We start from the raw sequence: 25,650 nt of genomic DNA, 5'->3' as shown, positions 1-25,650 counted from the left end.
CCCGCCCGACGGGCGAGGCCTCTCGTGGTGGTGCAGGTGCGACTAGGTCGCGGGGTTCGTCACTTGGTGATCTTGGTGACGCGGCCGGCACCGACGGTGCGGCCACCCTCACGGATCGCGAAGCGCAGGCCCTCGTCCATGGCGATCGGCTGGATCAGCTCGACGGTCATCTCGGTGTTGTCACCGGGCATCACCATCTCGGTGCCCTCGGGCAGCGTCACGACACCGGTCACGTCCGTGGTCCGGAAGTAGAACTGGGGACGGTAGTTGTTGAAGAACGGCGTGTGACGGCCACCCTCCTCCTTCGACAGGATGTAGACGCTCGCGTCGAAGTTGGTGTGCGGGGTGGTCGTGCCCGGCTTGATGACGACCATGCCGCGCTCGATGTCCTCGCGCTTGGTGCCGCGCAGGAGCAGCCCGACGTTCTCGCCGGCCTGGCCCTCGTCGAGGAGCTTGCGGAACATCTCGACGCCGGTCACGGTCGACTTCTGCGACTTCTCGCGGATGCCGATGATCTCGACCTCCTCGTTGACCTTGACGATGCCGCGCTCGATGCGACCGGTGATGACCGTGCCGCGACCGGTGATCGTGAAGACGTCCTCGACGGGCATGAGGAACGGCTTCTCGGTCTCGCGGGCCGGGGTCGGGATGTAGTCGTCGACGGCCTGCATGAGGTCGAGGACCGACTGGCCCCACTTCTCGTCGCCGTTGAGCGCCGGGAAGGCAGCGACCTGGACGACGGGGATCTCGTCGCCGTCGAACTCGTACTCGGAGAGGAGCTCGCGCACCTCCATCTCGACGAGCTCGATGAGCTCCTCGTCGTCGACCATGTCGCACTTGTTGAGCGCGACCACCAGGGCGGGCACGCCGACCTGGCGGGCGAGCAGCACGTGCTCACGCGTCTGGGGCATGGGGCCGTCGGTGGCGGCGACCACGAGGATCGCGCCGTCCATCTGGGCCGCGCCGGTGATCATGTTCTTGATGTAGTCCGCGTGACCGGGGCAGTCGACGTGGGCGTAGTGGCGACCCGCGGTCTGGTACTCGATGTGTGCGATCGAGATCGTGATGCCGCGCTGACGCTCCTCCGGGGCCTTGTCGATCATGTCGAAGGCCTCGGTGTTGGGGTTGCCGACCGGGTCCTGGTCGTGCAGGACCTTCGAGATCGCTGCGGTCAACGTCGTCTTGCCATGGTCGATGTGACCGATGGTGCCGATGTTGATGTGCGGCTTGTTCCGCTCGAACTTCGCCTTAGCCACTTGTGGCTCCTCCTGATGTGTCTGTTGACTGACTCGTACGGGTGTGCGTGTGCCGAGGAACGCGGACGCTACTCGCCGCGCACCTTCTTGATGATCTCGTCGGCGACGTTCGTGGGAACCTCGGCGTACGAGTCGAACTCCATCGAGTACGACGCCTGACCCGAGGTCTTCGACCGCAGGTCGCCAACGTACCCGAACATCTCGGACAGCGGCACGAGGGCGTTGACGACCATGTCGCCGTGCCGCTCCTCCTGCGCCTGGATCTGGCCGCGTCGGCTGTTGATGTCACCGATCACGGTGCCGAGGAAGTCGTCGGGGGTGATGACCTCGACGGCGAACATCGGCTCGAGCAGGACCGGCTTGGCCTGGCGGGCGGCCTCCTTGAAGGCCTGGTTGCCGGCGATCTTGAAGGCCAGCTCGGACGAGTCGACGTCGTGGTAGGCGCCGTCCTCGAGCGTGAACTTCACGTCGACCATGGGGTAGCCGGCGAGGATGCCGAACTCCATGGCCTCCTGGCCGCCCTGGTCCACCGACGGGATGTACTCGCGGGGCACGCGGCCACCGGAGACGTTGTTGACGAACTCGTAGCCCGCGCCGGTGCCGGTCTCGGGGTCGATGTTCGGCCCGAGGTTGATGACGACCTTCGCGAACTGCCCCGACCCACCGGTCTGCTTCTTGTGGGTGTAGGAGTGCTTGGTGACCTCGCGGCGCAGGGTCTCGCGGTAGGCCACCTGCGGCTTGCCGACGGTCGCCTCCACCCGGAACTCGCGACGCATCCGGTCCACCAGGATCTCCAGGTGGAGCTCGCCCATCCCGGCGATGATGGTCTGACCGGTCTCCTCGTCCGCCTTGACGGTGAACGTGGGGTCCTCGTCGGACAGCCGCTGGATCGCGGTGCCCAGCTTCTCCTGGTCGCTCTTGGTCTTGGGCTCGATCGCGACCTCGATCACCGGGGCCGGGAACGTCATCGACTCGAGGATGACCTGGTGCTGGGGGTCGGAGAGCGTGTGACCGGTCTTGGTGTCCTTCAGACCCATCACCGCCACGATCTGCCCGGCGCCGACCGACGCGATCTCCTCACGCTTGTTGGCGTGCATCTGGTAGACCTTGCCGATCCGCTCCTTGCGGCCGTTGACCGAGTTCACCACGGTCGAGCCGGCCTCCAGCTTGCCGGAGTAGACGCGGATGTAGATCAGCTTGCCCAGGTGCGGGTCGGAGGCGATCTTGTAGGCCAGGCCGGAGAACGGCTCGTCGTCGGACGGCTTGCGCACGATCTCGACGTCCTCGTCCTTGACCGAGTGGCCCACGATGCCCTCGACGTCCAGCGGCGAGGGGAGGTACTTCACGACCGCGTCGAGCAGGGGCTGGACGCCCTTGTTCTTGAAGGCCGTGCCGCACAGCACCGGGTTGACCTTGTCGGCCAGCGTGGCGCGACGGATCGCCGCCTCCAGCTCCTCGACGGAGAACTCGCCCTCGTCGAGGAACTTCTCCATGATCACGTCGTCGGCGTCCGAGAGGGTCTCGAGCAGCTTCTCGCGGTACTCCGCGGCCTGCTCGGCCAGCTCGGCGGGGATCTCCTCGACGGTGTAGTCCTCACCCATCGTGGTCTCGCCGCGCCAGGTGAGCGCCCGCATCCCGACGAGGTCGACGACCCCGAGGAAGTCGGACTCGGCGCCGATCGGCAGCTGCAGCACCAGCGGGGTGGAGTTCAGCCGGTCGACCATCATGTCGACGCAGCGGAAGAAGTCCGCGCCCGTGCGGTCCAGCTTGTTGACGAAGCACATCCGCGGCACGGAGTACTTGTTGGCCTGGCGCCAGACCGTCATGGTCTGGGGCTCGACGCCGGCGACACCGTCGAAGACGGCGACCGCGCCGTCGAGGACGCGCAGCGAGCGCTCCACCTCGGCGGTGAAGTCCACGTGACCGGGGGTGTCGATGATGTTGATCTGGTGCTTCTTCCACCAGCACGTGGTGGCGGCGGAGGTGATCGTGATGCCACGCTCCTGCTCCTGCTCCATCCAGTCCATGACGGCCGCGCCGTCGTGGACCTCACCGATCTTGTAGGAGATACCGGTGTAGAAGAGGATCCGCTCGGTGGTGGTCGTCTTGCCGGCGTCGATGTGCGCCATGATCCCGATGTTGCGGACCACGTTCAGGTCTGTGGTGATGTCGACAGCCACGAGGGCTCACGCTTCCTTTGCGTCGAGGACGGGGGTGGTCGGGGCCGGCCGGCCCGGGTCGTACGGCGGGGGCCGGCGCCCGGTGGTCACCAGCGGTAGTGGGCGAAGGCCTTGTTGGAGTCGGCCATCTTGTGGGTGTCCTCGCGCTTCTTCACCGCGGCACCGAGGCCGTTGGAGGCGTCGAGGATCTCGTTCATGAGCCGCTCGGACATCGTCTTCTCACGACGGTCCGCGGCGTAGCCGACGAGCCAGCGCAGCGCGAGCGTGGTGCCTCGCGTGCCCTTGACCTCGATCGGGACCTGGTAGGTGGCGCCGCCGACGCGGCGCGACTTGACCTCGATGGCCGGCTTCACGTTGTCCAGCGCACGCTTGAGCGTGACCACCGGGTCGGTGCCGTTCTTCTCGTGGCAGCCCTCCAGCGCGGTGTAGACGATGCGCTGCGCGACCTGCTTCTTGCCGTCGACGAGCACCTTCGACACGAGCTGGCTGACCAGCTGGGACCCGAAGACCGGGTCGATGTCGATCGGGCGCTTCGGAGCGGGACCCTTGCGCGGCATGTCAGCTCTTCTCCTTCTTCGCGCCGTAACGGCTGCGGGCCTGCTTACGGTTCTTGACGCCCTGGGTGTCCAGCGAGCCGCGGATGATCTTGTACCGGACGCCGGGGAGGTCCTTCACCCGGCCGCCGCGGACGAGCACGATGGAGTGCTCCTGGAGGTTGTGGCCGACCCCGGGGATGTAGGCGGTGACCTCGACGCCGCTGGACAGGCGCACGCGGGCGACCTTGCGCAGGGCGGAGTTCGGCTTCTTCGGGGTCGTGGTGTAGACGCGGGTGCAGACACCGCGGCGCTGGGGCGAACCCTTGAGCGCAGGCGTCTTGCTCTTCGACACCTTGTCGGCACGGCCCTTGCGGACCAGCTGGTTGATGGTGGGCACCTGGTGGTTCTCTTTCCTGTTGCTCATCAGAACCCGGCGACCTGCCGGGCACGGCGGTACTGCGTTGCTGCTGTGTGCCTCGGACCGCACCCCGCCCGCGAGCGGCCTGCTCGGCCGGACTCGTCAGATCTGCGGGTGGGACCCGGTTCGGGACCCTGGGGCGCGCTCGACGGTCTGGGTGACCCAGACACGAGAACCGAGGCTACCGGGCGGCAACAGGAGGGTCAAAACGCGGCTGCGGCCGCCTGGGCCTCGTCGCGGTCGCCGGCGGCCGGCCCGCCACGGGCGAGCGTACGGCGGTGGTGCAGCAGGTAGACCGCACTGGTCGCGGCCACCCCGACCATCGTGGCCGCTCCCCCGCCGATCAGGGTCCAGCGGGCCCCGAGGACCTCCCCGACCCAGCCCATCAGGGGGGCGCCGATCGGCGTCGAGCCGATGAAGATCATCAGGTAGAGCGCCATCACCCGCCCGCGCATCCCGTCGTCGGTGTTCATCTGCATGAACGTGTTGGCGCTGGTCATCATGGTCAGCGCGGTCAGGCCGAGGACCGGGCACAGCAGGGCGTAGACCCAGTAGGCCGGCGCCAGCCCGGCGACGACCTCGACGGCGCCGAAGGTCAGCGCGGCCCCGACGACCAGCCGGTGGCGGACGCGGACGCGGCCGGCCGCGACCAGCGCCCCGCCCAGGGAGCCGACCGCCAGGAAGGTCCCGAGCAGGCCGAACTCCGTCGAGCCCTTGTCGAAGACCTCGGTGGCCATCAGGGCGGAGGTCATCTGGAAGTTCAGCCCGAACATGCCGGCGAAGAGCACCACGCCCATGATCAGCAGCAGGTCGGGGCGGCCGCGGACGTAGGCGACGGCCTCGCGGATCTGGCCGGGGCTGCGACCCACCGGGGTGGCCACGTGGAGCAGCCGGGGGTCCATCGCGGCCAGGCACCAGACCGGGGCGGCGTAGGACAGCCCGTTCAGCAGGATCACCGCACCGGTGGCCTGGACGCCGGAGCCGAGCGCGGCGATCGACAGGCCGGCGACCGCCGGGCCGATCAGCCGCGCGGCGTTGAACCCGGCGGAGTTCAGGCCCACGGCGTTGGAGAGGTCGTCGGCGTCGACGATCTCGGAGACGAACGACTGACGGGCGGGGGCGTCGAAGGCCGAGGCCACGCCGAGCAGGAAGGCCAGGACGTAGACGTGCCAGAGCTGGGCGGTCCCGGTCACGGCGAGCAGGCCCAGGACGACCGCGGGTGCGGCCATGCCGATGTTGGTCAGCTGGAGCAACCGGCGCTTGGGCATCCGGTCGGCGACCAGGCCGGCGAACGGCGAGAGCAGCAGGAACGGCAGGAACTGCAGCCCGGTGGTGATCCCGATGGCGGCGGCGTCGTTGGTCGCCAGCAGCAGGACCAGCCAGTCCTGCGCGACGCGCTGCATCCAGGTCCCGGTGTTCGAGATCAGGTTGCCGGCGGCGTAGCGGCGGTAGTTGGGGTGGGCCAGGGAGCGGAAGGTGGGGCTCACTTAGCTGGACAGCCTCTCCAGGAGCGGGGCGGCCCGGCGCAGGACCTCGCGCTCCTCGGGGGTCAGGTCGCGCAGGCGGCGGGCGAGCCAGGCGTCGCGGCGACGGCGGTCGGCCAGGACCGTGGCGCGGCCCAGGTCGGTGAGGTGGACCACGACCAGGCGGCGGTCGGTGTCGTGGGGTCGTCGCTCGACCTGGCCGAGGTCGGCGAGGGCGTTGACGGTGCGGGTCATGCTCGGCGGCCGGACCAGCTCGCGTGCCGCGAGCTCGCCGACCGGCAGGTCGCCGTGGCGGAAGAGGCAGCCGAGGACGGTCATCGCCCCGAGCGAGAGCTCGTTGTCGGGGTGCCGCTCGGTGGCGAGGCGTCGCCGCAGGCGCATGACGGAGAGGCGGAGCTCGGAGGCGAGCCCCGCGTCGGTGCGGGCGGCGTGGGCGACGGTCGGCATGTCGTGAGCATAAGTCATTGCCCTTGCTAAGCATTCCCGCCGAGGTGACGCTCGCGGACAGCCGAGATGACGGTTTCGGCGCGCCGAGGTGACGCTCGCGGTCAGACCAGGGGGAGCTTCATGCCGGTGTGGGTGGCCACCCAGCCGAGCCGCTCGTAGAAGCGGCGGGCGGCGGGGCGCTGCTCATCGGTCGTCAGCTGGGCCAGCGTCGCTCCGTGGTCCCGGCCCCACGCGACCGCCCAGGTCAGCAGCGCCGCGCCCAGTCCTGCGCCGCGGGCGTCGGCGCGGACGCGCACGCCCTCGACCTGCAGGCGGGTCGCGCCCGCGCGCGACAACCCCGGGAGCAGCGTGAGCTGGAGGGTCGCGACCACCGCGTCGTCGGTGTCCCGGACGGCGACCAGCAGGTGCGCCAGGTCGCGGTCGACGGCCTCGAAGGCGGTCTCGTACGGTCCGAGGTCGACTCCTTCCCGAGTACGGCCGAGCGGGTCGTCGCGCAGCAGGGCGACCAGGGCCGGGACGTCCGCGCGGCGGGCGCGGTGCACGGCGTAGCGGCGCGGGCCCGGGTCGAGCGTGGCGAGCGGGGTGGTCATCGGGCCCCCTCGGCCCGGAGCCCGAGCACGCGGCACAGGTGCGGCCAGGCCGCGAGGCCGAGCGCGGCGTCGGCGGCCGGGGTGCCGCCGCGGGTCATGACGCGCCCCCGGCGTACGGGACGCTCCCCCGGCAGGACGACCCGGTGGCCGGCCGCGGGCGCGGTGACCACCGCGGTGTCGAGCCCGTGGGGCTCCGCCGGTCGGCCACCGCCCGGGCGAAGTCGGCCCCCGGCCAGACCTGGTCGTCCTCGCCACCGACCACCAGCACGTCGCCGCCGATCTCCTCGACGGCGATGGTCGCGGCGGGGACCCGGTCCGCGGCGGTGCGCAGGCTCTGCTCGTAGAGGGGGCGGAAGGAGGGCGGGTCGGTGCTCGGCGAGCACGCCGCGTCGAACGGGACGTACGGCACCGGTTCCCCGCCCCAGGTCCAGTGCGAGGTCCCCCGCCCGGTGACCTCGTCGACGCCGGACCACACCACCGGGGTGGGGGCCAGCGCCGCGACGTGGACCGTCCTGAGGTCGCGGGCTGCGGCCAGGAGCGCGGCCTCCGCGCCGAAGGACGAGCCCAGGACCCCGAGGCGCTCACCCTCCTGCTCGAGCAGGTCGACCGCCTCGTGGAAGGTCTCGAGCGGGACCTCGTACGGCCCCGGCTGCTGTCCCGGGCCGCCGAACCACCGCAGCGCCAGCGCCACGGCGCCGTGCTCGGCGAGGAGACCGGCCCGCTCGTCCTCCCGTGCTCCGCTCGAGCCGGCGAGGACCAGCACCGCGGCACCCGTGGGGCGGGTCGGCCGGTGCAGGCTCAGGCACGTCGCGGGCAGCACCGGGCCAGCCTGGCACGCCGCGAACGGCATCTCGACGCGCCGCAAGCGTCATCTCGGCTGTCCGCGAGCGTCATCTCGGCGGTCAGGTGAGCAGCGCGGTGAGGGGCTCGATCGCGAAGTAGACCAGGAACAGCACGGCCACCAGGCCCATCAGCGGGTGGATCTCGCGGGGCTTGCCCAGCACCAGCTTGATCAGCACGTAGGCGACGAACCCGGCGCCGATGCCGACGCTGATCGAGTAGGTGAACGGCATCAGCACGATGGTCAGGAAGGCCGGGATCGCGATCTCCGGGTCCGACCAGGTGATCTCGCCGACCTGCTGCATCATCAGGAAGCCCACCAGCACCAGGGCGGGGACGGCCGCCTCCGACGGGATGACCGCGACCAGCGGGGCCAGGAAGACCGTCAGCAGGAACAGCACGCCGGTGACCACCGAGGCCAGGCCCGTACGGGCGCCCTCGCCGACCCCGGCGGCGGACTCGATGTAGCTGGTGTTGGACGAGACCCCACCGACGCCGCCGGCGACCGCGGCCACGGAGTCGACGACCAGGATCTGCTGGGTGCGCGGGGGCGCGCCGTCCTCGTCGAGGAGCCCGGCCTCGGCCCCGATCGCGGTCATCGTGCCGAGGGTGTCGAAGAAGTCGGCCAGCATCAGGCTGAAGACCAGCAGCAGCGCGGCGACCAGGCCGATCCGGTCGAAGGACCCCAGCAGGTTGAACTCCCCCAGCGTGCCGAAGTCGGGCAGCGCGGCCAGGGAGCCGACGGAGTCCGGCAGGCTCGGCACGGTCAGGATCCAGCCGCCGGGGCCGTTGTCCGCGGCCGAGCCCAGGTCGAGCACGGCCTCGACCACCACGGCCAGCACGGTCGCGGCGGCGATCGCGATCAGGATCGCCCCCCGCACCCGGCGCACCCACAGCGCGACGACCAGGACGAGCCCGATCGCGAAGACCGCGACCGGCCAGCCCTGCAGCTGCCCGCCGGTGCCGAGCTGGACCGGGACGGTGGTCTGCGCGACGTCGGGGATGCGGGAGACGAAACCGGCGTCGACGAAGCCGATCAGCGCGATGAACAGCCCGATCCCGACCGAGATGGCGACCTTCAGCTGCCCGGGCACGGCCCGGAAGACCGCCGCCCGGAACCCCGTCAGCACCAGCACCAGGATCAGCAGGCCCTCGATCACCACCAGGCCCATCGCGTCGGCCCAGGTCATCTGGGTCGCGATGGCGACCGCGACGAACGCGTTCAGCCCGAGCCCGGTGGCGATCGCCAGCGGGAAGTTGGCCACCGTGCCCATCAGGATGCTCATCACCCCGGCCACCAGCGCCGTACCGGCGGCGATCGCGGGGAGGTTGGGCTCGGTGCCGCCCCCGAGGTACTGCCCGTCGATGTCGGGCACGAACCCGAGGATCAGCGGGTTCAGCACCACGATGTAGGCCATCGTCACGAAGGTCACCACTCCCCCGCGCAGCTCGCGGCCGAGGGTGGAGCCACGGACCGAGATGGAGAAGAACCGGTCCAGGCCGGTGGGGCGCGCGGCGGGGGCGCTGGGCGTGTGCGTCACGGCAGCAGGGTGCCAGAACCGGCCACCGCGCTGGTGACGGGCGTGTTTCGGCTAGCGTGCGGGGCGTGGAGCTGCGCGACGACGGACCGGTGGCGCACGAGATCGGCCGTCGTACGTACCTCGTCGCCGACGTCGAGCCGCTGGACGTCGACGGGGTGCGCACGGTCGAGGTCGGCATCGGCCTGTTCGTGGTGGCCTTCGTGGCCCTGCTCCCCTTCTACGGCCGGCTGGAGTCCTCCGACCGGCTGTGGTGGCTGTGGACCTGCCTGGCCGGGGTCGGCCTCGGCTTCCTCGGCCTGGAGTACTGCCGCCGTCGGCGGCACCTGCGCCAGACCCGCGAGGTGCACCTCGGGGCGGCCGAGGCCGCGACGGCGGTCGCCCCCGAGCCCCCGCTGCCCGCCGACCCGGCGGACCCGCAGCCGTGACGGCCCGCCCCACCCGCTGGGCCGCCGGCGGGTCGGACAACGACTACTACGCCGAGACCTTCGCCGCGCTGGTCGCCGAGGGCGAGGACGTCGAGGGCGAGGCCCGGCTGGCCGACGCCCTGTGCCCGCGGGGCGCACGGGTGCTCGACGCCGGCGCCGGCATGGGGCGGGTCGCGGCGGCGCTGCAGCAGCGGGGTCACCACGTGCTGGCCGTCGAGCCCGACGCCGGCCTGGTCGCCCGGGCGCAGGCCACGTACCCCGACCTGCCGGTGCTGCCGGTCGATGTCCTCGACGTGGACGCCCGGATGCTGGCGGCGGCGGGCGCCCCGGAGGCCTTCGACCTCGTGGTCGCCGTCGGCAACGTGATGGTCTTCGTCGCCGAGGGCACCGAGGTGGCGGTGCTGCGCCGCCTGCACGACCTGCTGGCACCGGGCGGCCGGGTGCTCCTCGGCTTCCACCCGGTGGACGGCCCCACCACCAGCCGCGACTACGCGCCCGCGGACTTCGTCGCCGACGCGACGGCCGCGGGCCTGCACGTCGACGCCCGGTACGGCTCCTACGAGCTGCACCCGCCGACGGACTCGTACGTCGTGTGGGTGCTCGCCCGCGGGACCGACCGCGCCTGACGCGCCTGCGGCCCCTGCGGACCTAGAAGGTCTCGACGTCGTCCAGCAGCGTGTCGAGCACGTGCTCGGGCAGCGGCTGCGGGTCGTGCTTGCGGCCGAGGGAGGCCTCCGAGTGCGCGCCGCAGCCGTGGTCGAGGGAGACCACGCGGCCGTCGTCGTTGGCGTCGCCGTTCGCGCACACCCCGAACATGAGCGAGAGCGGTCCGGCCAGGCGCACCAGGAAGCCGCAGCCGTCGCAGGACTGGGGCGCGGACTTCGCGATCAGAGCCTCGGGACCGGGGTCACCGTCGTACCACCGCTCGGCGGCGAGGTCGCGACCCTCCGGCGAGAGCGTGCGGACCCGGCCGAGGCCGAGGTCGCCCGCGACCTGACGGACCTGGGCCTTCTCGTCGGTGTCGAGCGGGTCGTCGCCGAAGGAGTAGGTCGGGACCAGGCGGGGGTCCTCCTCCTCGACCGGCAGCAGGTCGCCCGGGGAGAGGTCGCCGGGGCGGATCCGTTCGCGGTAGGGCACCCAGGCCGGGGCCACGATGGCCTCGTCGCCGGGCACCAGCACGATCTCGTCGACCGTGACGTTCTTCTGGCGGGAGGCGCGGACCACGGTGACCGACCAGTGCCACCCGCGGTAGCCGGTGCGGGTGCAGCCGAAGCGGTGCGTGACCAGGCGGTCGCCCTCGTTGTCGGTGCCGAGGTGCTCGCCCACGTCACCGCTCCCGACCTCCTCGAGCAGCGCCGAGCGGGCGAGGTCGACCGCACCGGCGGCGGTCGCGTCGGGCGGGCGTCGCGTCAGGGTCCTCACGCCGCAGAGTCTGACGGATCGGACCGGACGGTTCCAGCGCGGGGGTCGGGGTGTCCCACGACGACGTCCCCGGCGAGGGGCAGGATGGACCCATGAGCTCGGACCGCCCCGGCACCTCCGCTCCCGGGACCGACCGGGGTCCGCGCGGGGACCCCGCGTCCGGACCGGCGTCCGGGCCGGAGGCGCCCACCACGCCGGGGACCAGCAGGTCGGCGCGGGCCGGCCGGGTCGCCCGCGGCCTGGGCAGCGGCGTGGCCGGCGGCGTCCGGGCGACCGGTCGCGGCGTGGGGAGCGCGGCCCGGGTGACCGGGCGCGCCGGTCGCTTCACCGTCTTCCAGGCTCGGCGTGCGGCGCGAGCGGAGGGCGCCGACCAGTCCGGGCTCTCGCGGCTGATCGAGATGCACGCCTTCAACACCGCCGGCGACGCCGCGGTCGCGATCGCCCTGGCCGGCACGCTGTTCTTCCAGGTCCCCACCGGCGAGGCCCGCGGCCAGGTCACGCTCTTCCTGGTCCTGACGATGCTGCCGTTCGCGGTCGTCGCCCCCCTGATCGGACCGTTCCTGGACCGCTTCAGCCACGGCAGACGGTGGGCCATCGGGGCGACCATGGCCCTGCGCGCCTTCTTCTGCTGGGTGCTGGCCGGTGCCGTGACCAGCGACTCGGCGCTGCTGTTCCCCGCCGCCCTGGGCGTGCTGGTGGCCTCCAAGGCGTACGGCGTGACCCGCGCCGCCGCCGTCCCACGGCTGCTGCCGTCGTCGCTGACGCTGGTCAAGGCCAACGGCCGGGTCTCCCTGTCGGGCATCGTCGGCGCGCTGGTCTCCGCCCCGATCGCCGCGCTGGCGGCGACGGCGGGCTCGGAGTGGGCGCTGCGCTACGCGTTCCTGCTGTTCGTGGTCGCGACCGTGCTGGCCATCCTCCTGCCCGGCGGGGTCGACTCCTCCGAGGGCGAGACGGCGATGTCGATGCGCGAGCAGCCGGACCCCGTCCCGCGGCCGGACGCCGGGGTGGAGCGGCGCGACGCGGCGGCCGCCGAGCCGACCGTGCCCCTCCAGGTGGTCCCCGCGTCGTACGACGGGGGGCCGCTGGACCCCGACGCCGCGCGCGAGCCGGACCCCCACCCCGCCGACCTGTCCGCCGACCTGTCCGCCGACGAGGCCGGCGACGAGGCCGGCGACGAGGCCGCCGACCCGACCCTGGAGCAGCCGCCCGGCTCGTTCCCCGACCCTGCACCGGCGCCGTCCGAGACGCGCCGCGAGGCCGCCTGGCGACGCGCCCGGGAGCGCCGCAGCACGCGGATCCCGGCGTCGGTGGCGTTCGCGCTGCGCGCCAACTGCGGGCCGCGCTGGATGTCGGGGTTCCTGATCATGTTCATGGCGTTCCTGCTGCGCGAGAACCCGATCGCCGGCTGGGAGGACCGTCCCGAGCTGCTGCTCGGCGTGGTGGCCGGCGGCGCCGGGATCGGCAACGCCCTGGGGATCCTGGCGGCGTCGCTGGCCAAGCGGATCGACCCTGCCGTGATGGTGGTCGTCGCGCTGCTCGCCGACGCCGGGATGGCCCTGCTCGGCGCGTTGTTCTACGGCCTGCCGACGCTGTTCGGCCTCGGGCTGGTGGCCGGTCTCGCGCAGTCGCTGGGCAAGGTGTCGCTCGACGCCACGATCCAGGAGAGCGTCCCGGCCCGGGTGCAGGCCAGCGCGTTCGCGCTCAGCGACACCACGCTGCAGCTGGCCTGGGTCGTCGGCGGCTTCGTGGGGATCGTGCTGCCCCTGGTGCCGCAGCTCGGGCTGGGCCTGGCGTGCGCGGTGCTGGTCGCCTGGTCGGTGTTCGTGCTCCTCGGACGGCCGCGCTCGCAGGCCGACCAGGGCCGGCTGGCCCCGCTCTGAGCCCTCGGGCGGGCGCGGGTCCTACTGCTCGAGCTGGTCGGCCAGCGCGCGCAGCAGCTTGGCCGTGGGGCGCGCCGTCCGCGGGTCGGGGTGCCGCTGGTGGCGGTAGGACTCCCCCACGTCGTCGAGGAGGCGGATCAGGTCCTCGACGATCGGGACCATCTCGTCGGGGCGGCGCCGCCTGGCCTGGGACTGGTTGCGCGCCACCGAGGTGGGCTCGTCCAGCACCCGGACCTGCAGCGCCTGGTCGCCGCGGCGGCCCTGGGCGATGCCGAACTCGACCCGGGTGCCGGCCTTCAGCGTGGTGACGCCCTCGGGCAGCGCCTCGGCGCGGACGTAGACGTCCGGGCCCTCGGCGTGCGAGAGGAACCCGAAGCCCTTCTCGGTGTCGAACCACTTGACCTTGCCAGTGGGCACGGCGGCATCCTCCCGGTCTGACGCCCCCGGGACCGGGAACGACCTCGCAGCCTACCGGCCGGTCGTGGCGAGCCCACCCGGCCACCCGGTGTCCAGCCAGGCGGCGAGGTCGGCCAGGCCGGGGAGCACCACGTCGGTCCCGGCCGCGCGCAGCTCCGCGGCGTCGCACCCCCCGCTCGGCACCGACACGCTGAGCACGCCGGCGGCCCGTGCGCCCTCGACGTCGTGCACGTGGTCGCCGACGTAGGCCACCGCGCCCTCGGCCCGCAGCGCGTCCGCCTTGCCGACGCCCCAGACCTCCCCGTGCAGGACGTCGACCGCGAGCCCCAGGTGCTCGACGTGGCGGCGGGCGTTGGGGGCGTACTTGCCGGTCACCAGCACCACCCGCCCCCCGCGGTCGTGCACGGCGGCCAGGGCCTCGTGCGCGCCGGGCAGCACCGGCACGGGCGCGATCGCGTGGTCGACGTACAGCACGCGGAACCGGGCGATCGCGGCCGGGAGGAGCGTGGCGTCGATGTAGGGCCCGAGCGTCGCGTCCAGGGGCGGACCGAGGCGCTCCGAGAGGTCGTCGAGCGGCAGGGCGACCCCGAGCTCGTCGCCGAGCGCGGCCAGCGTCGCCCGGAACCCCGGGCGGGTGTCGATCAGGGTCATGTCGAGGTCGAACCCGATCGTGGTGCGCACGCCCACCAGCCTAGAAGGCCCGTCAGGTGGCGATCCGGTGCGCCGGTGGGGCGGGTGGGACACAATGGGAGGTTCCGACGACAGCCGGGCCCGCCGTGGGCCCGACGGAGACCCAGGGGGCGACGGTGGGACGGACCGCGGGCACGACCGGGGCGGGTCGCACGCGCGCCATCCTCGCGGCCGCCCTCGTCACCACCCTGGCCGGCACGCTCGGGACCGGACTGGTCACCGCGGGCCCTGCCGGCGCGGACCACGCGACCGGGAGCGCCGACACCGGCGCCCGGCTGCACCTGGTGACGCTGTCCGGCCCCGGCACCTCCGGGCAGCCCGGCAGCGACGCGGCCGCACGCGAGCGGATGCGGGACCGCCAGGACGCGGTGCTGGCCACCGTGGGCGCGCCCGCCCCGGTCTACCGCTGGACGACCGCGCTCGACGGCGTCGCGGTCCGGCTCGACCCCGACCAGGCCGGCCTGCTCGCCGCGGACCCGCGGGTGACCCTGGTGGAGGCCGACGCCGTACGCCCCCTGGCCGCCGTCGGCCCGGGGACCGCCGTCGGCCCCGGGCCCGGGGGCGGCGGGCCCGCCCGCGGCGGGCGCGGCACGGTCGTCGGGGTCGTCGACTCGGGCATCGCGCCGCGCTCGGCCTCGTTCACCACGCTCCCCTCGCTCGGCCGGGAGCCGGCGGACTTCGTCGGCGGCTGCGCCGGCGGCACGGACCCCGGGTGGGCCCCGTCGGACTGCGGCGGCAAGGTCGCGGCCGCCCAGTGGTTCGTCGAGGGGTTCGGGCGCGACGACCTCCGCTCGGGCAGCAGCCTCTCGCCGCGCGACGACCTCGGCCACGGGACCCAGATGGCCTCGATCGCGGCCGGCAACGCGGGCGTGCCGGTCCGGGTTCCCGGACAGCTGCCCACCACGACCGGGGGGCAGGCACCCGACGCGCGCCTGGCCGTCTACAAGGCGTGCTGGAGCGCCCCGGACCCCGAGGACGACGGCTGCTCGACGGCCGACCTGGTGACCGCGGTGGACCGTGCGGTCGCGGACGGCGTGGATGTGCTGAGCCTCTCGGTGGCCGGCGGGACCGCCCGCGCCGCGGTCGACACCCTCGAGCGGGCCCTGCTCGGCGCGGCCGAGGCCGACGTCGCGGTGCTCGCGGCCGCCGGCAACGACCCGGCGCTCCCCGCGGCGCACGACGTCGCCTGGGTGACCACGGTCGGGGCCGCTCCCGGGCTCGAGCCGGTCGGCCTGGTCCGCGTCGTGGACGGGCCCGTCCTGCGCGGGCTGACCGCCGCGCGCGACGGGCTGCCGCCGGCCCCCCTCGTCACCGGCCGCGCGGCGGCGGCCGAGGGCGCCGCTCCGGGTCGCGCGGCGGTGTGCGCCCCGGGGTCGCTGGACGCCGCCGTCGTGTCCGGGGCGGTCGTCGTGTGCGAGCGCGGCGCCGTCGGGCGCGTCGACAAGTCCGGCACCGTCGCCCTCGCCGACGGCGCCGGCATGGTGCTGGTCAACCGGACCGGCCGGTCGCTGTTCGCCGACTTCCACGCCGTGCCCACCGTCCACCTGACGGCCGCCGACGGCCGCACCCTGCTGCGCGCGCTGCGGCGTACGCCGGAGGCCCGCGCGGCCCTGGTCGTCACCGGGCGCGACCGCCCCTCGGGCCCGTCGGCGTGGTCCGCGGCGGGCGACCCCGCGGGGCCGGTCCTCAAACCGGACGTGGCGGCCCCCGCGAGCGGCCTGCTGGGCGCGGTCCCCGCCACCGACGGCGACCCGGGGTGGGGCGTCGTGACCGGCACCTCCGCGGCCACGGCCTGGGCGGCGGGCGCGACGGCCGCGCTGCGGGCCCGCGAGCCCGGCTGGGACGCCGTGCGCGTCCGCTCGGCGCTCGCCACCCGCGCGCTGCCCACCGCGGGCGGGTCGCCGTCGGACTCGGGCGCCGGGCGGGTCGACCTCGACCGTGCCGCCGACGTACGGCTCGACTACCCGCAGCCCGTCGGCGGCTACCGCGCCTGGCTGGACGGCGACGGGCGGGCGCCCAACACCCCCTCGGTGCTGCTGGGCGGGAGCGACCGCGTCGCGACCCGGACGATCCGCAACACCGCCGACGAGGCCCTCTACTTCTCCTCCGAGGCGCGGGGCTTCTCCACCCCGGTCCAGGTCCGGCCGCTCGCCGTGCGCCTCGGACCGGGTGAGTCGGCCACCTTCACGGTCACCCGCACGGGTCCGGCGCGCGCCGACGACGGCTACGTCGTGTGGCGCGGTGGTGACCGCAGCCGGTCCCGGATCCCGGTCGTCGTCGCGCCGTGACCCCCGGCGCCCTCGAGCAGCTCGCCGCCGCACTGGGCGACGTGGCGGGCGCCGACGTCGTCGACCTGGCCTGCGGCGACGGAGCGGCCGCCCGGTGGTTGGTCGGTGCCGGCGCACGCTCGGTGCTCGCGCTGGACCTCGACCCCGACGCGCTGGACCGTGCCCGCGCCCTCGCCCCCCGCGCGGGCGACGGCCAGGACCGGGTCCTCTTCGAGCAGGCCGACCTCGAGCAGGCCAGGCTCCCCTTCGAGGCCTACGACCTCGCGTGGGCGCCCGGGGTGCTGGCGAGCACCCCCGACCCGGTGCGCACCGCGCGGATGGCCCGCGCGGGCCTGCGCCCGTACGGCCGCCTGGTCGCCACCGTGCCCGCGGCCGCGGCCGGGCGGGTGGTCGCCGCCCTCGGCGAGGCGCTGCTCGACGAGGTGGTCGTGACGGCGGCGGCTCCGGGCGAGCCCGCCCCGGGCGCGGTGGTCGTCACCGCCCGGAAGCCTCCGCGCCGCCGCCCCTGATGCCAGCCCCTGACGTCGCCGGGGCTGTCCGCGAGCGTCACCTCGACCGTCCGCGAGCGTCATCTCGGCTGTCCGCGAGCGTCATCTCGGCAGGAGGGCGTCCAGGTAGGCCGCCGAGCGCGCCTGGTCCCACCCACGGCTCTCCCGCAGCCCGGTGGCCAGGGTGTCGCGGTAGGCCTGGCCCGGCGCGACGTGCTCCACGGCGTGGGTGCCGTGCGGGGAGGTGAAGGTGATCATCGGCAGGCCCTCGTGGCGGCCCACCTCGACCAGCGTCTCGTAGTGGCCGGGGCCGACGGTGTGCCGGCCCGCCGGCAGCGGCTCGAGGAGCACCTGCTCGAGCGGGTCGCCGTCGGCGGGGACGCGGTACATCTCCTGCGCGGCGATGTCGGCGAGCTGCTGGCGGGTGACCAGGTAGCCGCGCGCGGCCGTCCGCCCCGGGGTGTCGTGGTCGTAGAACGCCACCCCGCCGCCCCACTGCGGCGAGTCGCCGGCGAAGTACGTCGTCCCGGGCAGGTCCACCGGCACCGAGCGGGTCGGCAGGGTGCGGTCGCGCGCGCCCGGGTTGGCCGCCGAGCCGCCCGGCGGGCAGCCGCCCTCGAGGTAGCAGGCGAGGCGGGCCGCGGACATGTTCGAGCCGTAGGAGACGTACCAGACCTGGGTCACGCCGGACCACGGTAGCCAGCCGCCGGGCGAGGTGCGCGTACCGCCTCCGAGCCGCCGTGCGGTGACGTACGCTCTGCCCCCGTGACCTCCGGAGCCCGCCGCAAGCTGCCGCTCTGGGCCGAGACCATCGTCCTGCTGGTCGTCGCGGTGGTCCTCGCGCTGGTCATCAAGACCTTCTTCGTCCAGGCCTTCTACATCCCGTCGTCCTCGATGCGGCCCGGGCTGGTCGTCAACGACCGGATCCTGGTCGAGAAGCCGTCCTACTGGTTCAGCGGGACCCCCGAGCGTGGCGACGTGGTCGTCTTCGAGGACCCGGGCGACTGGCTGGGCCCCAGCGAGGACTCCGGCCCCACCTCCCTGCCGACCCGGGCGCTGTCCGCGATCGGGCTCTACCCCTCCGGCGGCCACCTGGTGAAGCGGGTGATCGGCGTCGAGGGCGACGTGATCCGCTGCTGCGACGAGCAGGGCCGCCTGGAGATCAACGGCGAGCCGGTCGACGAGTCCGGCTTCATCGCGCCGCAACGCCTCTGCGACGGCCCCATGCCCGGCGGCGGCTCCTGCCGCTGGGAGGCCGGGCCGGTCCCGGAGGGCTCCCTGTTCGTGATGGGCGACAACCGCAGCGCCTCGGCCGACTCCTCGGTACGCCTGTGCGTGCGGCCGGGCGGTGACTGCGACGAGTCCGACGCCTACGTCGACGACGACCTCGTGGTCGGCAAGGTCTTCGCCCTGGCCTGGCCCCCGAGCCACGCGCGCTTCGTCTCCCGCCCGGACGCCTTCGCCGACGTGCCGGCACCCAGCGCGGCCGAGTAGGCCCCCGGGCCGGTCCGCGCCGGGGGCGGCGCGTCTAGTCCGCGGGGCTCAGCAGGGTCAGGGTGACCCCGTCACCGACGTGCACCACCGCGCCCGGCCCGAGCGCGACGCCCACCCCGGGCACCAGGGCCTCCGGTGCGCCGTCGGCGTGCTCGACGACCGTGCCGTTGGTGGAGCCCAGGTCGGTCACGACCGCGGCGCCGGCGTCCGGGCCGGTGCCGGGACGGACCTCGAGGTGGGTGCCCGAGATCTCCTGCTGGGGACTCTCCAGGCGCAGCATCCGCGGCGGTGCCCCCGCGTGCCGGTCGCGCGGCCCGGGCGAGCGACCGACCACGACCACCGCGTCGACGACCACCTCCCGCCCGTCCGAGACCCGCAGGAGCGGCGTACGCGCCTCGGCGGGGCCCCAGGGGCCCGGCAGCACGGCGTGCGCCTCGGTCGGCTGGTCGGCCGGGGCCAGCGTCGGCTGGGGCGGCTCGACCGGGCCCTGCGCCACCGGGGCGCTGACCGGGTCCGGCTCGGTCGGGGGGTCGGGGTCGGGGTCGGTCCCGAGTCCCGCGGCCTCCAGCAGCCTGCGTCCGCCGAGCGGGTCGGCCACGGTCCGCGCGACCCGGGAGACGCGGACCAGACCCGCGCCGAGACCGAGCACCTCGCCCGGCCCGTCCTGCTCCTCGGACCCACGGTCGCCGGCCAGCACCGACACCGACCGCACCCGGTCGAAGGAGCGCTCGGTCCAGGTGCGGACACCCGTGCCGTCGACCAGGGCGGTGCCCTCGCCGCTGCGTACGACGACCTGGGGGTCCGTGCCGCGGGCCAGCACCGTCAGCCGGTCCTCGCCCTCCCACGCCACCACGGCCGCGCCCGCCAGCGCGCCCAGGCCACCGGCGGCCAGCACGTCGACGACCGCCAGCAGGTCCCCGCCGGCGTCCATCACGCGCCAGATCCGGGCGGCGAGGGCGCGCTGGTCGGCGGGCACGACGACGGCCAGGTGCGGGCCGAGCACCGCGAGGTGCTCCCCCGGCTCGTAGGACCAGGTCGGGGTGGTGTCGGTCACCGGGGTCTCCGCTCTCGGAAGCGCTCAGTCGAGCACGGGCATGGGCACGGTCGCGGCGTCGGTCACGACCTGGGGCACGTCGCGGCGTCCCGCGTCGGGGGAGGTCCATCCCACCACGTCGACCACGACCGCGGTCGCGTTGTCGATCCCGCCGGCGGCCAGCGCGGCCGCCACCAGGGCGTCGGCCGCCTCCTGGGGCCCGGGTGCAGCGGCCAGCAGCCGGGCGATCGTGTCGTCGTCGACGAGGTCGGTGATGCCGTCGGAGCACAGGAGCAGCCGGGGGGCGACGTCGAGGCGCGCCAGCACGTGGTCGGCCCCGACCGCGCCCGAGGCCCCCAGCGCACGCGTCACCACGTGCCGCTCGGGGTGCACCCGGGCCTCCTCGGGGGTGATCGAGCCGGCGTCGAGGAGCTCCTGCACCAGGGAGTGGTCCACGCTGAGCCGCACCAGCGACGTGCCGTCGGTGCCGTACGCCCGGGAGTCCCCGAGGTTGCTGACCACCCACACCGGCGCACCGTCGTAGGTGCTCAGCACCGCGGAGACCACCGTCGTGCCGGAGGCGAAGCGGCGCGCACCAGCGGCCCGCTGCTCCGCGTCGTAGGCCGCCACCCGCTGCTGGGCGTCCCGCAGCGCCGCGTCGACGGCGTCCGCGGTGGCGCGGGCGTCCCCCGGCTCCTGGCCGGCCACCACGGCCAGCGCCTCGACGGCGAGCGCGCTCGCCACCTCACCGCGGTCGTGGCCGCCCATGCCGTCGGCGACCACGAAGACGGGTGGGCTGACCAGCAGGGAGTCCTCGTTGGCCTCGCGGACCAGGCCGACGTGGGAGGTCGCGCCGTGGAGGAGGCGGACCTGCTTGGGGGCACTCACCCTGCGACCCCGCCCCGGGGAGTCGGTAACGTTGGCCCGATGGGCACTCCGACCGAGGCCCCGGGGCACCGCTCCCTGGCCGACCAGCTGCGCGGGTGGGACGACGAACGTCTCACCCGGCTGCTCCTCGCACGTCCCGATCTGGCCACCCCGGCTCCTCACGACTTCGGTCAGCTGGCGTCGAGGGCCACCGTACGGGTCTCGCTGCTCCGGGCGTTGGACCTGCTCGACCGGCTCGAGCTGCACGTGCTCGACGCGGTCGCCGTGGTCGGCCCCGCCACCCGCGAGGAGGTGCTCGCGGTCGTGCACGCCGACGAGGCCGCGGCCGGCGCCGCGCTGGACCGGGTCGTCGACCTGGCCCTGGCCTGGTGGACGCCGACCGGGGTGCGGGCCCTGTCCGGCGTGGCCGAGGGCCTGGCCCTCGCCCCGACCTGGGCGGCCGTGAGCGGGCTGCTCCCGCCGGCCGCCGAGGCGCCCGCGGCGGACGAGGTTCCGGCGCTGCTCGCCCAGCTCTCCGCGCCCGCGCGGGCCCTGCTTGACCACGTCGAGGGCTCCGGCGGCCAGGCGACGTCCGGCGCCTCGCGGCTGCGGGTGACGACCGAGGAGGCCGCCACCCCGGCCGAGGAGCTGCTGGCCCGACGGCTGCTGGTCTCCCGCGGCGGGTCCGCGGTGGTCCTGCCCGGCCAGGTCGGCCTGGCCCTCCGCGGCGCCCGGACCACCCGCGACCCGGTCGACACCGTCCCCCCGCTCGCGACCGCCGAGCGCTCCCCCGCCCTGGTCGACCGCACCGCCGCGGGCGCCGCGTTCGAGACGGTGCGCCGCGTCGAGCTGCTCCTGGACCACTGGGGCACCGACCCGGCGCCGGCGCTGCGCAGCGGCGGGCTCGGGGTGCGCGACCTCAAGGCCACCGCGCGGCTGCTGCACGTCGACGAGCCGACCGCGGCGCTGCTGGTCGAGGTCGCGGGCGCGGCCGGGCTGCTGGCCCAGCGCGCCGGCGGCGACGGCAACGCCCTGTGGGTGCCCACCGACGCCTTCGACGCCTGGTCGACCCAGGTCACCGCCACCCGCTGGGCCGCGCTGGCCCGGGCCTGGCTGACCACGCCGCGCGCCCCCGCGCTGGTCGGCAGCCGGGACGAGGCCGACAAGCCCCGCAACGCGCTGGCCCCGGGCCTGACCAGCCGCACCGTCACCGAGTCCCGCGCGATGGCCCTGGCCGCGCTGCACGGTCTCGAGGACGGCACGGTGCTGGCCGCGGGCACCGGCGTGCCCTCCCTGGTCTCCCGGGTGCGGTGGCTGCGTCCCCGGCGGCCGGCGGCACGCGAGCAGGAGCTCGCCGACGCCCTCACCGAGGCCGCGTCGCTGGGCCTGGTCGCGCTCGGCGGGCTCGCGTCGTACGCGGCGCTGCTCGTCGCCGGGGAGGACCCGGGCCCGGTCCTGGACGACCTGCTGCCCGAGCCGGTCGACCACGTCCTGGTGCAGGCCGACCTCACCGCCGTCGCTCCCGGCCCGCTGGAGTCGTCGCTGGCCCGCCGCCTGCAGCTGCTGGCCGACGTGGAGTCGCGCGGCGGCGCCACCACCTACCGCTTCACCCCGGCCTCGGTGCGCCGCGCCCTCGACGTGGGCTGGTCGGCCGCGGAGGTGCACGAGTTCCTCGGCACCATCTCGCGGACCCCGGTGCCGCAGCCGCTGACCTACCTGGTCGACGACACGGTCCGCACCTACGGCACGGTCCGGCTCGGGCACGCCGAGGCGTTCCTGCGCTCCGACGACGAGGCCGCGCTCACCACGCTGGTCCACCACCCCAAGGCCGGCGCGCTCGGGCTGCGCCGGATCGCCCCGACCGTGGTCGTCAGCGACACCCCGCTCGACGTCCTCCTCCCCCGGCTGCGCGAGCTCGGCGCGGCGCCCGTGGTCGAGGCCGCCGACGGCACCGTGCAGGTGACGCGGCCCGACCTGCTGCGGGCGCGGGCCCCAAGGGAACGGACGACCGCCGTGCGCTCGGCCCGCCAGGGCGCCGCCGCCGGGGCCGTGGTCAGCGCGGTCCGCTCCGGCGACCGGGCCGGACGCGTGCGTACGGGCGGCGACGCCGGGTCCGTCGGCGCCGCACCGGCCTCGCTCACGCCGTCGGGGGCGCTCACCGCGCTGCGGGAGGCCGTCGAGGCCGGGGAGGCGGTGCTGATCACCTACGTCGACAACCAGGGCACCCGCTCGGACCGGCTGGTCGACCCGCGCTCGGTCGAGGGCGGCAGCCTGGTGGCCTACGACCACCGCGCCGACGACGTCCGCTCCTTCGCGGTGCACCGGATCCACTCGGTCCAGGCCGTCCCGGACTGACCGCGAGCGTCACCTCGACGCGCCGCGAGCGTCATCTCGGCTGTCCGCGAGCGTCATCTCGGCGTTCACGGGTGACCGGGCGGCTTGCGGGGCTCGTAGGCTTCCGGGGTGAACGACGGCCCCCTCATCGTCCAGTCGGACAAGACCCTCCTGCTCGAGATCGACCACGAGCGGGCGGCGGACTGCCGCAAGGCGATCGCGCCGTTCGCCGAGCTGGAGCGCTCCCCCGAGCACGTGCACACCTACCGGCTGACCCCGCTGGGGCTGTGGAACGCCCGCGCCGCCGGGCACGACGCCGAGCAGGTGGTCGACACGCTGCTGGAGTTCAGCCGCTACAGCGTGCCGCACAGCCTGCTGGTCGACGTGGCCGAGACGATGGCGCGCTACGGCCGGCTGCGCCTGGAGAAGCACCCCACCCACGGCCTGGTGATGTCGAGCACCGACCGGCCCGTGCTCGAGGAGGTGCTGCGCGCCAAGAAGGTCCAGGGCATGCTCGGCGCCCGGCTCGACGACGACACGGTGGTCGTCCACGCCTCCGAGCGCGGCAACCTCAAGCAGGCCCTGCTCAAGCTGGGCTGGCCGGCCGAGGACTGGGCCGGCTACGTCGACGGCGAGGCGCACGAGATCGACCTCGACGAGACCTCCTGGCAGCTGCGGGACTACCAGCGCGACGCGGCCGACTCCTTCTGGAACGGCGGCTCCGGGGTCGTGGTGCTGCCCTGCGGCGCCGGCAAGACGATGGTGGGCGCGGCCGCGATGGCCCACGCCAAGGCCACGACGTTGATCCTCGTCACCAACACCGTCAGCGCGCGGCAGTGGAAGGACGAGCTGATCAAGCGGACCAGCCTCACCGAGGACGAGATCGGGGAGTACTCCGGGGCCGTCAAGGAGGTCCGCCCGGTCACCATCGCGACCTACCAGGTCCTGACGATGCGCCGCAAGGGCGTCTTCCCCCACCTCGAGCTGCTCGACGCCCGCGACTGGGGCCTGATCGTCTACGACGAGGTGCACCTGCTGCCGGCACCGATCTTCCGGATGACCGCGAACCTCCAGGCCCGCCGCCGGATCGGCCTGACCGCGACGCTGGTGCGCGAGGACGGCCGCGAGGGCGACGTGTTCAGCCTGATCGGCCCCAAGCGGTACGACGCCCCGTGGAAGGACATCGAGGCGCAGGGCTGGATCGCCCCGGCCGACTGCGTCGAGGTCCGGGTGACGCTGCCCGAGAACGAGCGGCTGGTCTACGCCACCGCCGAGCCCGAGGAGCGCTACCGCCTGGCCGCCTGCACGCCCCACAAGACCGGCGTGGTCCGTGAGCTGGTTGAGCGCCACCGGGGGCAGCCGACCCTGGTGATCGGGCAGTACATCGAGCAGCTCGACGAGCTCGCCGCCACCCTCGACGCCCCGCTGATCAAGGGCGACACCACGGTCAAGGAGCGCCAACGGCTCTTCGAGGCGTTCCGCTCCGGCGAGATCGGCCTGCTCGTGGTCAGCAAGGTCGCGAACTTCTCCATCGACCTGCCCTCGGCCGAGGTGGCGATCCAGGTCTCGGGCTCGTTCGGCTCGCGCCAGGAGGAGGCCCAGCGCCTCGGTCGGCTGATGCGGCCCAAGGCCGGTGGCCAGACCGCCCGCTTCTACGCGGTGGTGGCGCGCGACACCGTCGACGCGGAGTTCGCCCAGAACCGGCAGCGCTTCCTGGCCGAGCAGGGGTACGCCTACCGGATCGTCGACGCCGAGGACCTGCCGGCCTGACCGCCTCACCGCCTCACCGCCGCGGTGGGGGCGCCGTCCGCCCCGGGTCTCCAGGCCCCGGGGCGGACGGTGTCGGTGGCGAGCCCACCACCAGGTGAGCCACGTTAGTGCACCCGATACGTTGTTGCACATTATGCGCAACAACACGCTCCCGGCGCCCGCCCCCGGACGCACCGATGCCCCGGACGACCCGCTGGGCCTGCGCGCGCGCTCCCGGCGTACGACCGCCTGGCTCGTCGGCCTGGGCGCGGCGCTGGCCCTCACCGTCGTGGCGGGGGTCGCGGCGGGGGCCGTCGCGGTCGACCCGCTGACGACCGTGCGGGTGCTCGGGCACCACCTGGTCGGCCTCCCGGGCGAGGTGACCTGGGACCCGTCGGCGGACGCGATCATCTGGCAGGTGCGCCTGCCGCGAGTGCTCCTCGCCGTGGCCGTCGGGGGTGGCCTGGCGGTCTGCGGGGTGGCGCTGCAGGCGATGGTCCGCAACGTGCTGGCCGACCCGTACCTGCTCGGGATCAACTCGGGCGCCTCCAGCGGCGCCGCGGCGGCCATCCTGTTCGGCGCACTGGCCGGCCTCGGCCAGTACGCCCTCTCGCTCAGCGCCTTCCTCGGGGCGCTGGCCGCCTCGATGCTGGTCTTCCTGGTGGCGCGCAGCGGCGGGCGGGTCACCTCGATCCGGATGCTGCTGGCCGGCGTCGCCGTCGGGTACGCGCTGTCCGGGCTGACCAGCTTCCTGGTCTTCGCCTCCGGCTCCGCCGAGGGCGCCAGGTCGGTGCTGTTCTGGCTCCTCGGCTCCCTCGGCCTGGCGCAGTGGGACGGCCCGCTGGGCGCCGTCGTGGTCGTGGTGCTGCTGTCGACCGCCGTGCTGACCCTGTGGGGCCGCGGCCTGGACGCGCTCGCCGTCGGCGACGAGACGGCCCACACCCTCGGGATCAGCCCCGACCGGTTCCGCACGCTGCTGCTCGTCGTGGTCTCGCTCTGCGTGGCCGTGGTGGTGGCCGCCGCCGGCAGCATCGGCTTCGTCGGCCTGGTGGTGCCGCACCTGGCCCGCCGCGCGGTCGGCTCGACCCACGCCCGCGTGGTGCCGGTGGCAGCCCTGATGGGCGCGGTGCTGCTGGTCTGGGCCGACGTCGCGGCCCGCACGCTGCTGGCGCCGCAGGAGATCCCGATCGGGATCATCACCTCGGTCGTCGGCGCCCCGTTCCTGCTCGTGCTCATCCGTCGCCTGCACGCCGCCAGCGCCTGACCCCGAT

24 protein-coding genes are annotated in these 25,650 nt (G+C 74.5%); 9 read left to right on the top strand and 15 right to left on the bottom strand.

The window, feature by feature from the left end:
• Nucleotides 1-59 precede the first annotated feature (59 nt).
• From tuf to ENKNEFLB_RS05050, 9 genes are all read right to left on the bottom strand, one after another.
• Entirely contained in the window at nt 60-1,256 is a 1,197-nt protein-coding gene (gene tuf / locus ENKNEFLB_RS05090; RefSeq protein WP_214058205.1) for an elongation factor Tu, read from the bottom strand.
• A 68-nt stretch (nt 1,257-1,324) separates the two neighbouring features.
• Nucleotides 1,325-3,436: an elongation factor G gene (gene fusA, locus ENKNEFLB_RS05085; RefSeq protein ID WP_214058204.1), complete on the bottom strand. Its 2,112-nt coding sequence runs from the start codon at nt 3,434-3,436 to the stop codon at nt 1,325-1,327.
• Between the two features lie 86 nt (nt 3,437-3,522).
• Nucleotides 3,523-3,993, bottom strand: a complete 471-nt coding sequence (gene rpsG, locus ENKNEFLB_RS05080; protein ID WP_214058203.1) for a 30S ribosomal protein S7 — start codon at nt 3,991-3,993, stop codon at nt 3,523-3,525.
• 1 nt (nt 3,994) lies between these two features.
• The gene (gene rpsL, locus ENKNEFLB_RS05075; RefSeq protein ID WP_214058202.1) at nt 3,995-4,369 is read right to left on the bottom strand and encodes a 30S ribosomal protein S12; all 375 of its coding nucleotides are present in this window, start codon (nt 4,367-4,369) and stop codon (nt 3,995-3,997) included.
• Between the two features lie 224 nt (nt 4,370-4,593).
• On the bottom strand, nt 4,594-5,877 hold the full coding sequence (locus ENKNEFLB_RS05070) for an MFS transporter (protein ID WP_214058201.1): 1,284 nt from the start codon (nt 5,875-5,877) through the stop codon (nt 4,594-4,596).
• Nucleotides 5,878-6,321, bottom strand: coding sequence for a MarR family winged helix-turn-helix transcriptional regulator (locus ENKNEFLB_RS05065; RefSeq protein WP_246535851.1), 444 nt, complete (start codon nt 6,319-6,321; stop codon nt 5,878-5,880).
• Nucleotides 6,322-6,422: 101 nt separating this feature from the next.
• Complete coding sequence (locus ENKNEFLB_RS05060; protein WP_214058199.1) at nt 6,423-6,911, bottom strand: GNAT family N-acetyltransferase; 489 nt, start codon at nt 6,909-6,911, stop codon at nt 6,423-6,425.
• Nucleotides 6,912-7,005: 94 nt separating this feature from the next.
• Nucleotides 7,006-7,731 (bottom strand): acyl-CoA thioester hydrolase/BAAT C-terminal domain-containing protein, encoded by a 726-nt coding sequence (locus ENKNEFLB_RS05055; RefSeq protein WP_214058198.1) that lies wholly within the window; start codon nt 7,729-7,731, stop codon nt 7,006-7,008.
• 82 nt (nt 7,732-7,813) lie between these two features.
• Nucleotides 7,814-9,292, bottom strand: a complete 1,479-nt coding sequence (locus tag ENKNEFLB_RS05050) for an NCS2 family permease (protein ID WP_214058197.1) — start codon at nt 9,290-9,292, stop codon at nt 7,814-7,816.
• A 65-nt stretch (nt 9,293-9,357) separates the two neighbouring features.
• Here ENKNEFLB_RS05050 and ENKNEFLB_RS05045 point away from each other — a divergent pair, with 65 nt between their 5' ends.
• Nucleotides 9,358-9,717, top strand: coding sequence for a DUF2530 domain-containing protein (locus ENKNEFLB_RS05045; protein ID WP_246535850.1), 360 nt, complete (start codon nt 9,358-9,360; stop codon nt 9,715-9,717).
• A complete protein-coding gene (locus ENKNEFLB_RS05040; protein ID WP_214058196.1) occupies nt 9,714-10,343 on the top strand; it encodes a class I SAM-dependent methyltransferase in 630 nt (209 codons plus the stop codon). Before ENKNEFLB_RS05045 ends, ENKNEFLB_RS05040 begins: the two co-directional genes overlap by 4 nt.
• 22 nt (nt 10,344-10,365) lie before the next feature.
• On the opposite strand, the gene ENKNEFLB_RS05035 is transcribed toward ENKNEFLB_RS05040, so the two are convergent.
• A complete protein-coding gene (locus tag ENKNEFLB_RS05035) occupies nt 10,366-11,139 on the bottom strand; it encodes a DUF3027 domain-containing protein (protein WP_214058195.1) in 774 nt (257 codons plus the stop codon).
• A gap of 92 nt (nt 11,140-11,231) precedes the next feature.
• Here ENKNEFLB_RS05035 and ENKNEFLB_RS05030 point away from each other — a divergent pair, with 92 nt between their 5' ends.
• Complete coding sequence (locus tag ENKNEFLB_RS05030; RefSeq protein WP_214058194.1) at nt 11,232-13,019, top strand: MFS transporter; 1,788 nt, start codon at nt 11,232-11,234, stop codon at nt 13,017-13,019.
• 21 nt (nt 13,020-13,040) lie between these two features.
• Here the strand turns inward: ENKNEFLB_RS05030 and ENKNEFLB_RS05025 are convergent, their stop codons facing one another.
• Complete coding sequence (locus ENKNEFLB_RS05025) at nt 13,041-13,436, bottom strand: cold-shock protein (protein ID WP_214058193.1); 396 nt, start codon at nt 13,434-13,436, stop codon at nt 13,041-13,043.
• Nucleotides 13,437-13,487: 51 nt separating this feature from the next.
• Nucleotides 13,488-14,117, bottom strand: a complete 630-nt coding sequence (locus ENKNEFLB_RS05020) for an HAD family hydrolase (RefSeq protein WP_246535849.1) — start codon at nt 14,115-14,117, stop codon at nt 13,488-13,490.
• 125 nt (nt 14,118-14,242) lie between these two features.
• Here ENKNEFLB_RS05020 and ENKNEFLB_RS05015 point away from each other — a divergent pair, with 125 nt between their 5' ends.
• Both ENKNEFLB_RS05015 and ENKNEFLB_RS05010 read left to right on the top strand, forming a co-directional pair.
• The gene (locus tag ENKNEFLB_RS05015; RefSeq protein WP_214058192.1) at nt 14,243-16,414 is read left to right on the top strand and encodes a S8 family serine peptidase; all 2,172 of its coding nucleotides are present in this window, start codon (nt 14,243-14,245) and stop codon (nt 16,412-16,414) included.
• Nucleotides 16,411-16,923, top strand: coding sequence for a class I SAM-dependent methyltransferase (locus ENKNEFLB_RS05010; RefSeq protein ID WP_214058191.1), 513 nt, complete (start codon nt 16,411-16,413; stop codon nt 16,921-16,923). Before ENKNEFLB_RS05015 ends, ENKNEFLB_RS05010 begins: the two co-directional genes overlap by 4 nt.
• A gap of 81 nt (nt 16,924-17,004) precedes the next feature.
• Here the strand turns inward: ENKNEFLB_RS05010 and ENKNEFLB_RS05005 are convergent, their stop codons facing one another.
• Nucleotides 17,005-17,586 carry a histone deacetylase gene (locus ENKNEFLB_RS05005; RefSeq protein ID WP_246535848.1) on the bottom strand — a complete coding sequence of 194 codons (582 nt, stop codon included), beginning with the start codon at nt 17,584-17,586 and terminating at the stop codon, nt 17,005-17,007.
• Between the two features lie 81 nt (nt 17,587-17,667).
• Between ENKNEFLB_RS05005 and lepB the strand changes: the two genes are divergently transcribed.
• Complete coding sequence (lepB, locus tag ENKNEFLB_RS05000) at nt 17,668-18,396, top strand: signal peptidase I (protein ID WP_246535847.1); 729 nt, start codon at nt 17,668-17,670, stop codon at nt 18,394-18,396.
• Between the two features lie 34 nt (nt 18,397-18,430).
• On the opposite strand, the gene ENKNEFLB_RS04995 is transcribed toward lepB, so the two are convergent.
• A complete protein-coding gene (locus ENKNEFLB_RS04995; RefSeq protein WP_214058190.1) occupies nt 18,431-19,450 on the bottom strand; it encodes an FHA domain-containing protein in 1,020 nt (339 codons plus the stop codon).
• Between the two features lie 24 nt (nt 19,451-19,474).
• On the bottom strand, nt 19,475-20,317 hold the full coding sequence (locus ENKNEFLB_RS04990; RefSeq protein WP_246535846.1) for a PP2C family protein-serine/threonine phosphatase: 843 nt from the start codon (nt 20,315-20,317) through the stop codon (nt 19,475-19,477).
• A 39-nt stretch (nt 20,318-20,356) separates the two neighbouring features.
• Here ENKNEFLB_RS04990 and ENKNEFLB_RS04985 point away from each other — a divergent pair, with 39 nt between their 5' ends.
• The 3 genes from ENKNEFLB_RS04985 (at nt 20,357) to ENKNEFLB_RS04975 (ending at nt 25,643) form a co-directional block, all read left to right on the top strand.
• The gene (locus ENKNEFLB_RS04985) at nt 20,357-22,651 is read left to right on the top strand and encodes a helicase C-terminal domain-containing protein (protein ID WP_214058188.1); all 2,295 of its coding nucleotides are present in this window, start codon (nt 20,357-20,359) and stop codon (nt 22,649-22,651) included.
• Between the two features lie 108 nt (nt 22,652-22,759).
• Nucleotides 22,760-24,400, top strand: coding sequence for a DNA repair helicase XPB (locus ENKNEFLB_RS04980; protein WP_214058187.1), 1,641 nt, complete (start codon nt 22,760-22,762; stop codon nt 24,398-24,400).
• A gap of 133 nt (nt 24,401-24,533) precedes the next feature.
• A complete protein-coding gene (locus ENKNEFLB_RS04975; RefSeq protein ID WP_214058186.1) occupies nt 24,534-25,643 on the top strand; it encodes a FecCD family ABC transporter permease in 1,110 nt (369 codons plus the stop codon).
• The last annotated feature ends 7 nt before the right edge of the window (nt 25,644-25,650 follow it).

The organism is Nocardioides aquaticus (genome assembly GCF_018459925.1).
In the GTDB taxonomy this organism is placed as follows: domain Bacteria; phylum Actinomycetota; class Actinomycetes; order Propionibacteriales; family Nocardioidaceae; genus Nocardioides; species Nocardioides aquaticus.
This window is presented reverse-complemented; position numbering and strand designations above follow the sequence as displayed.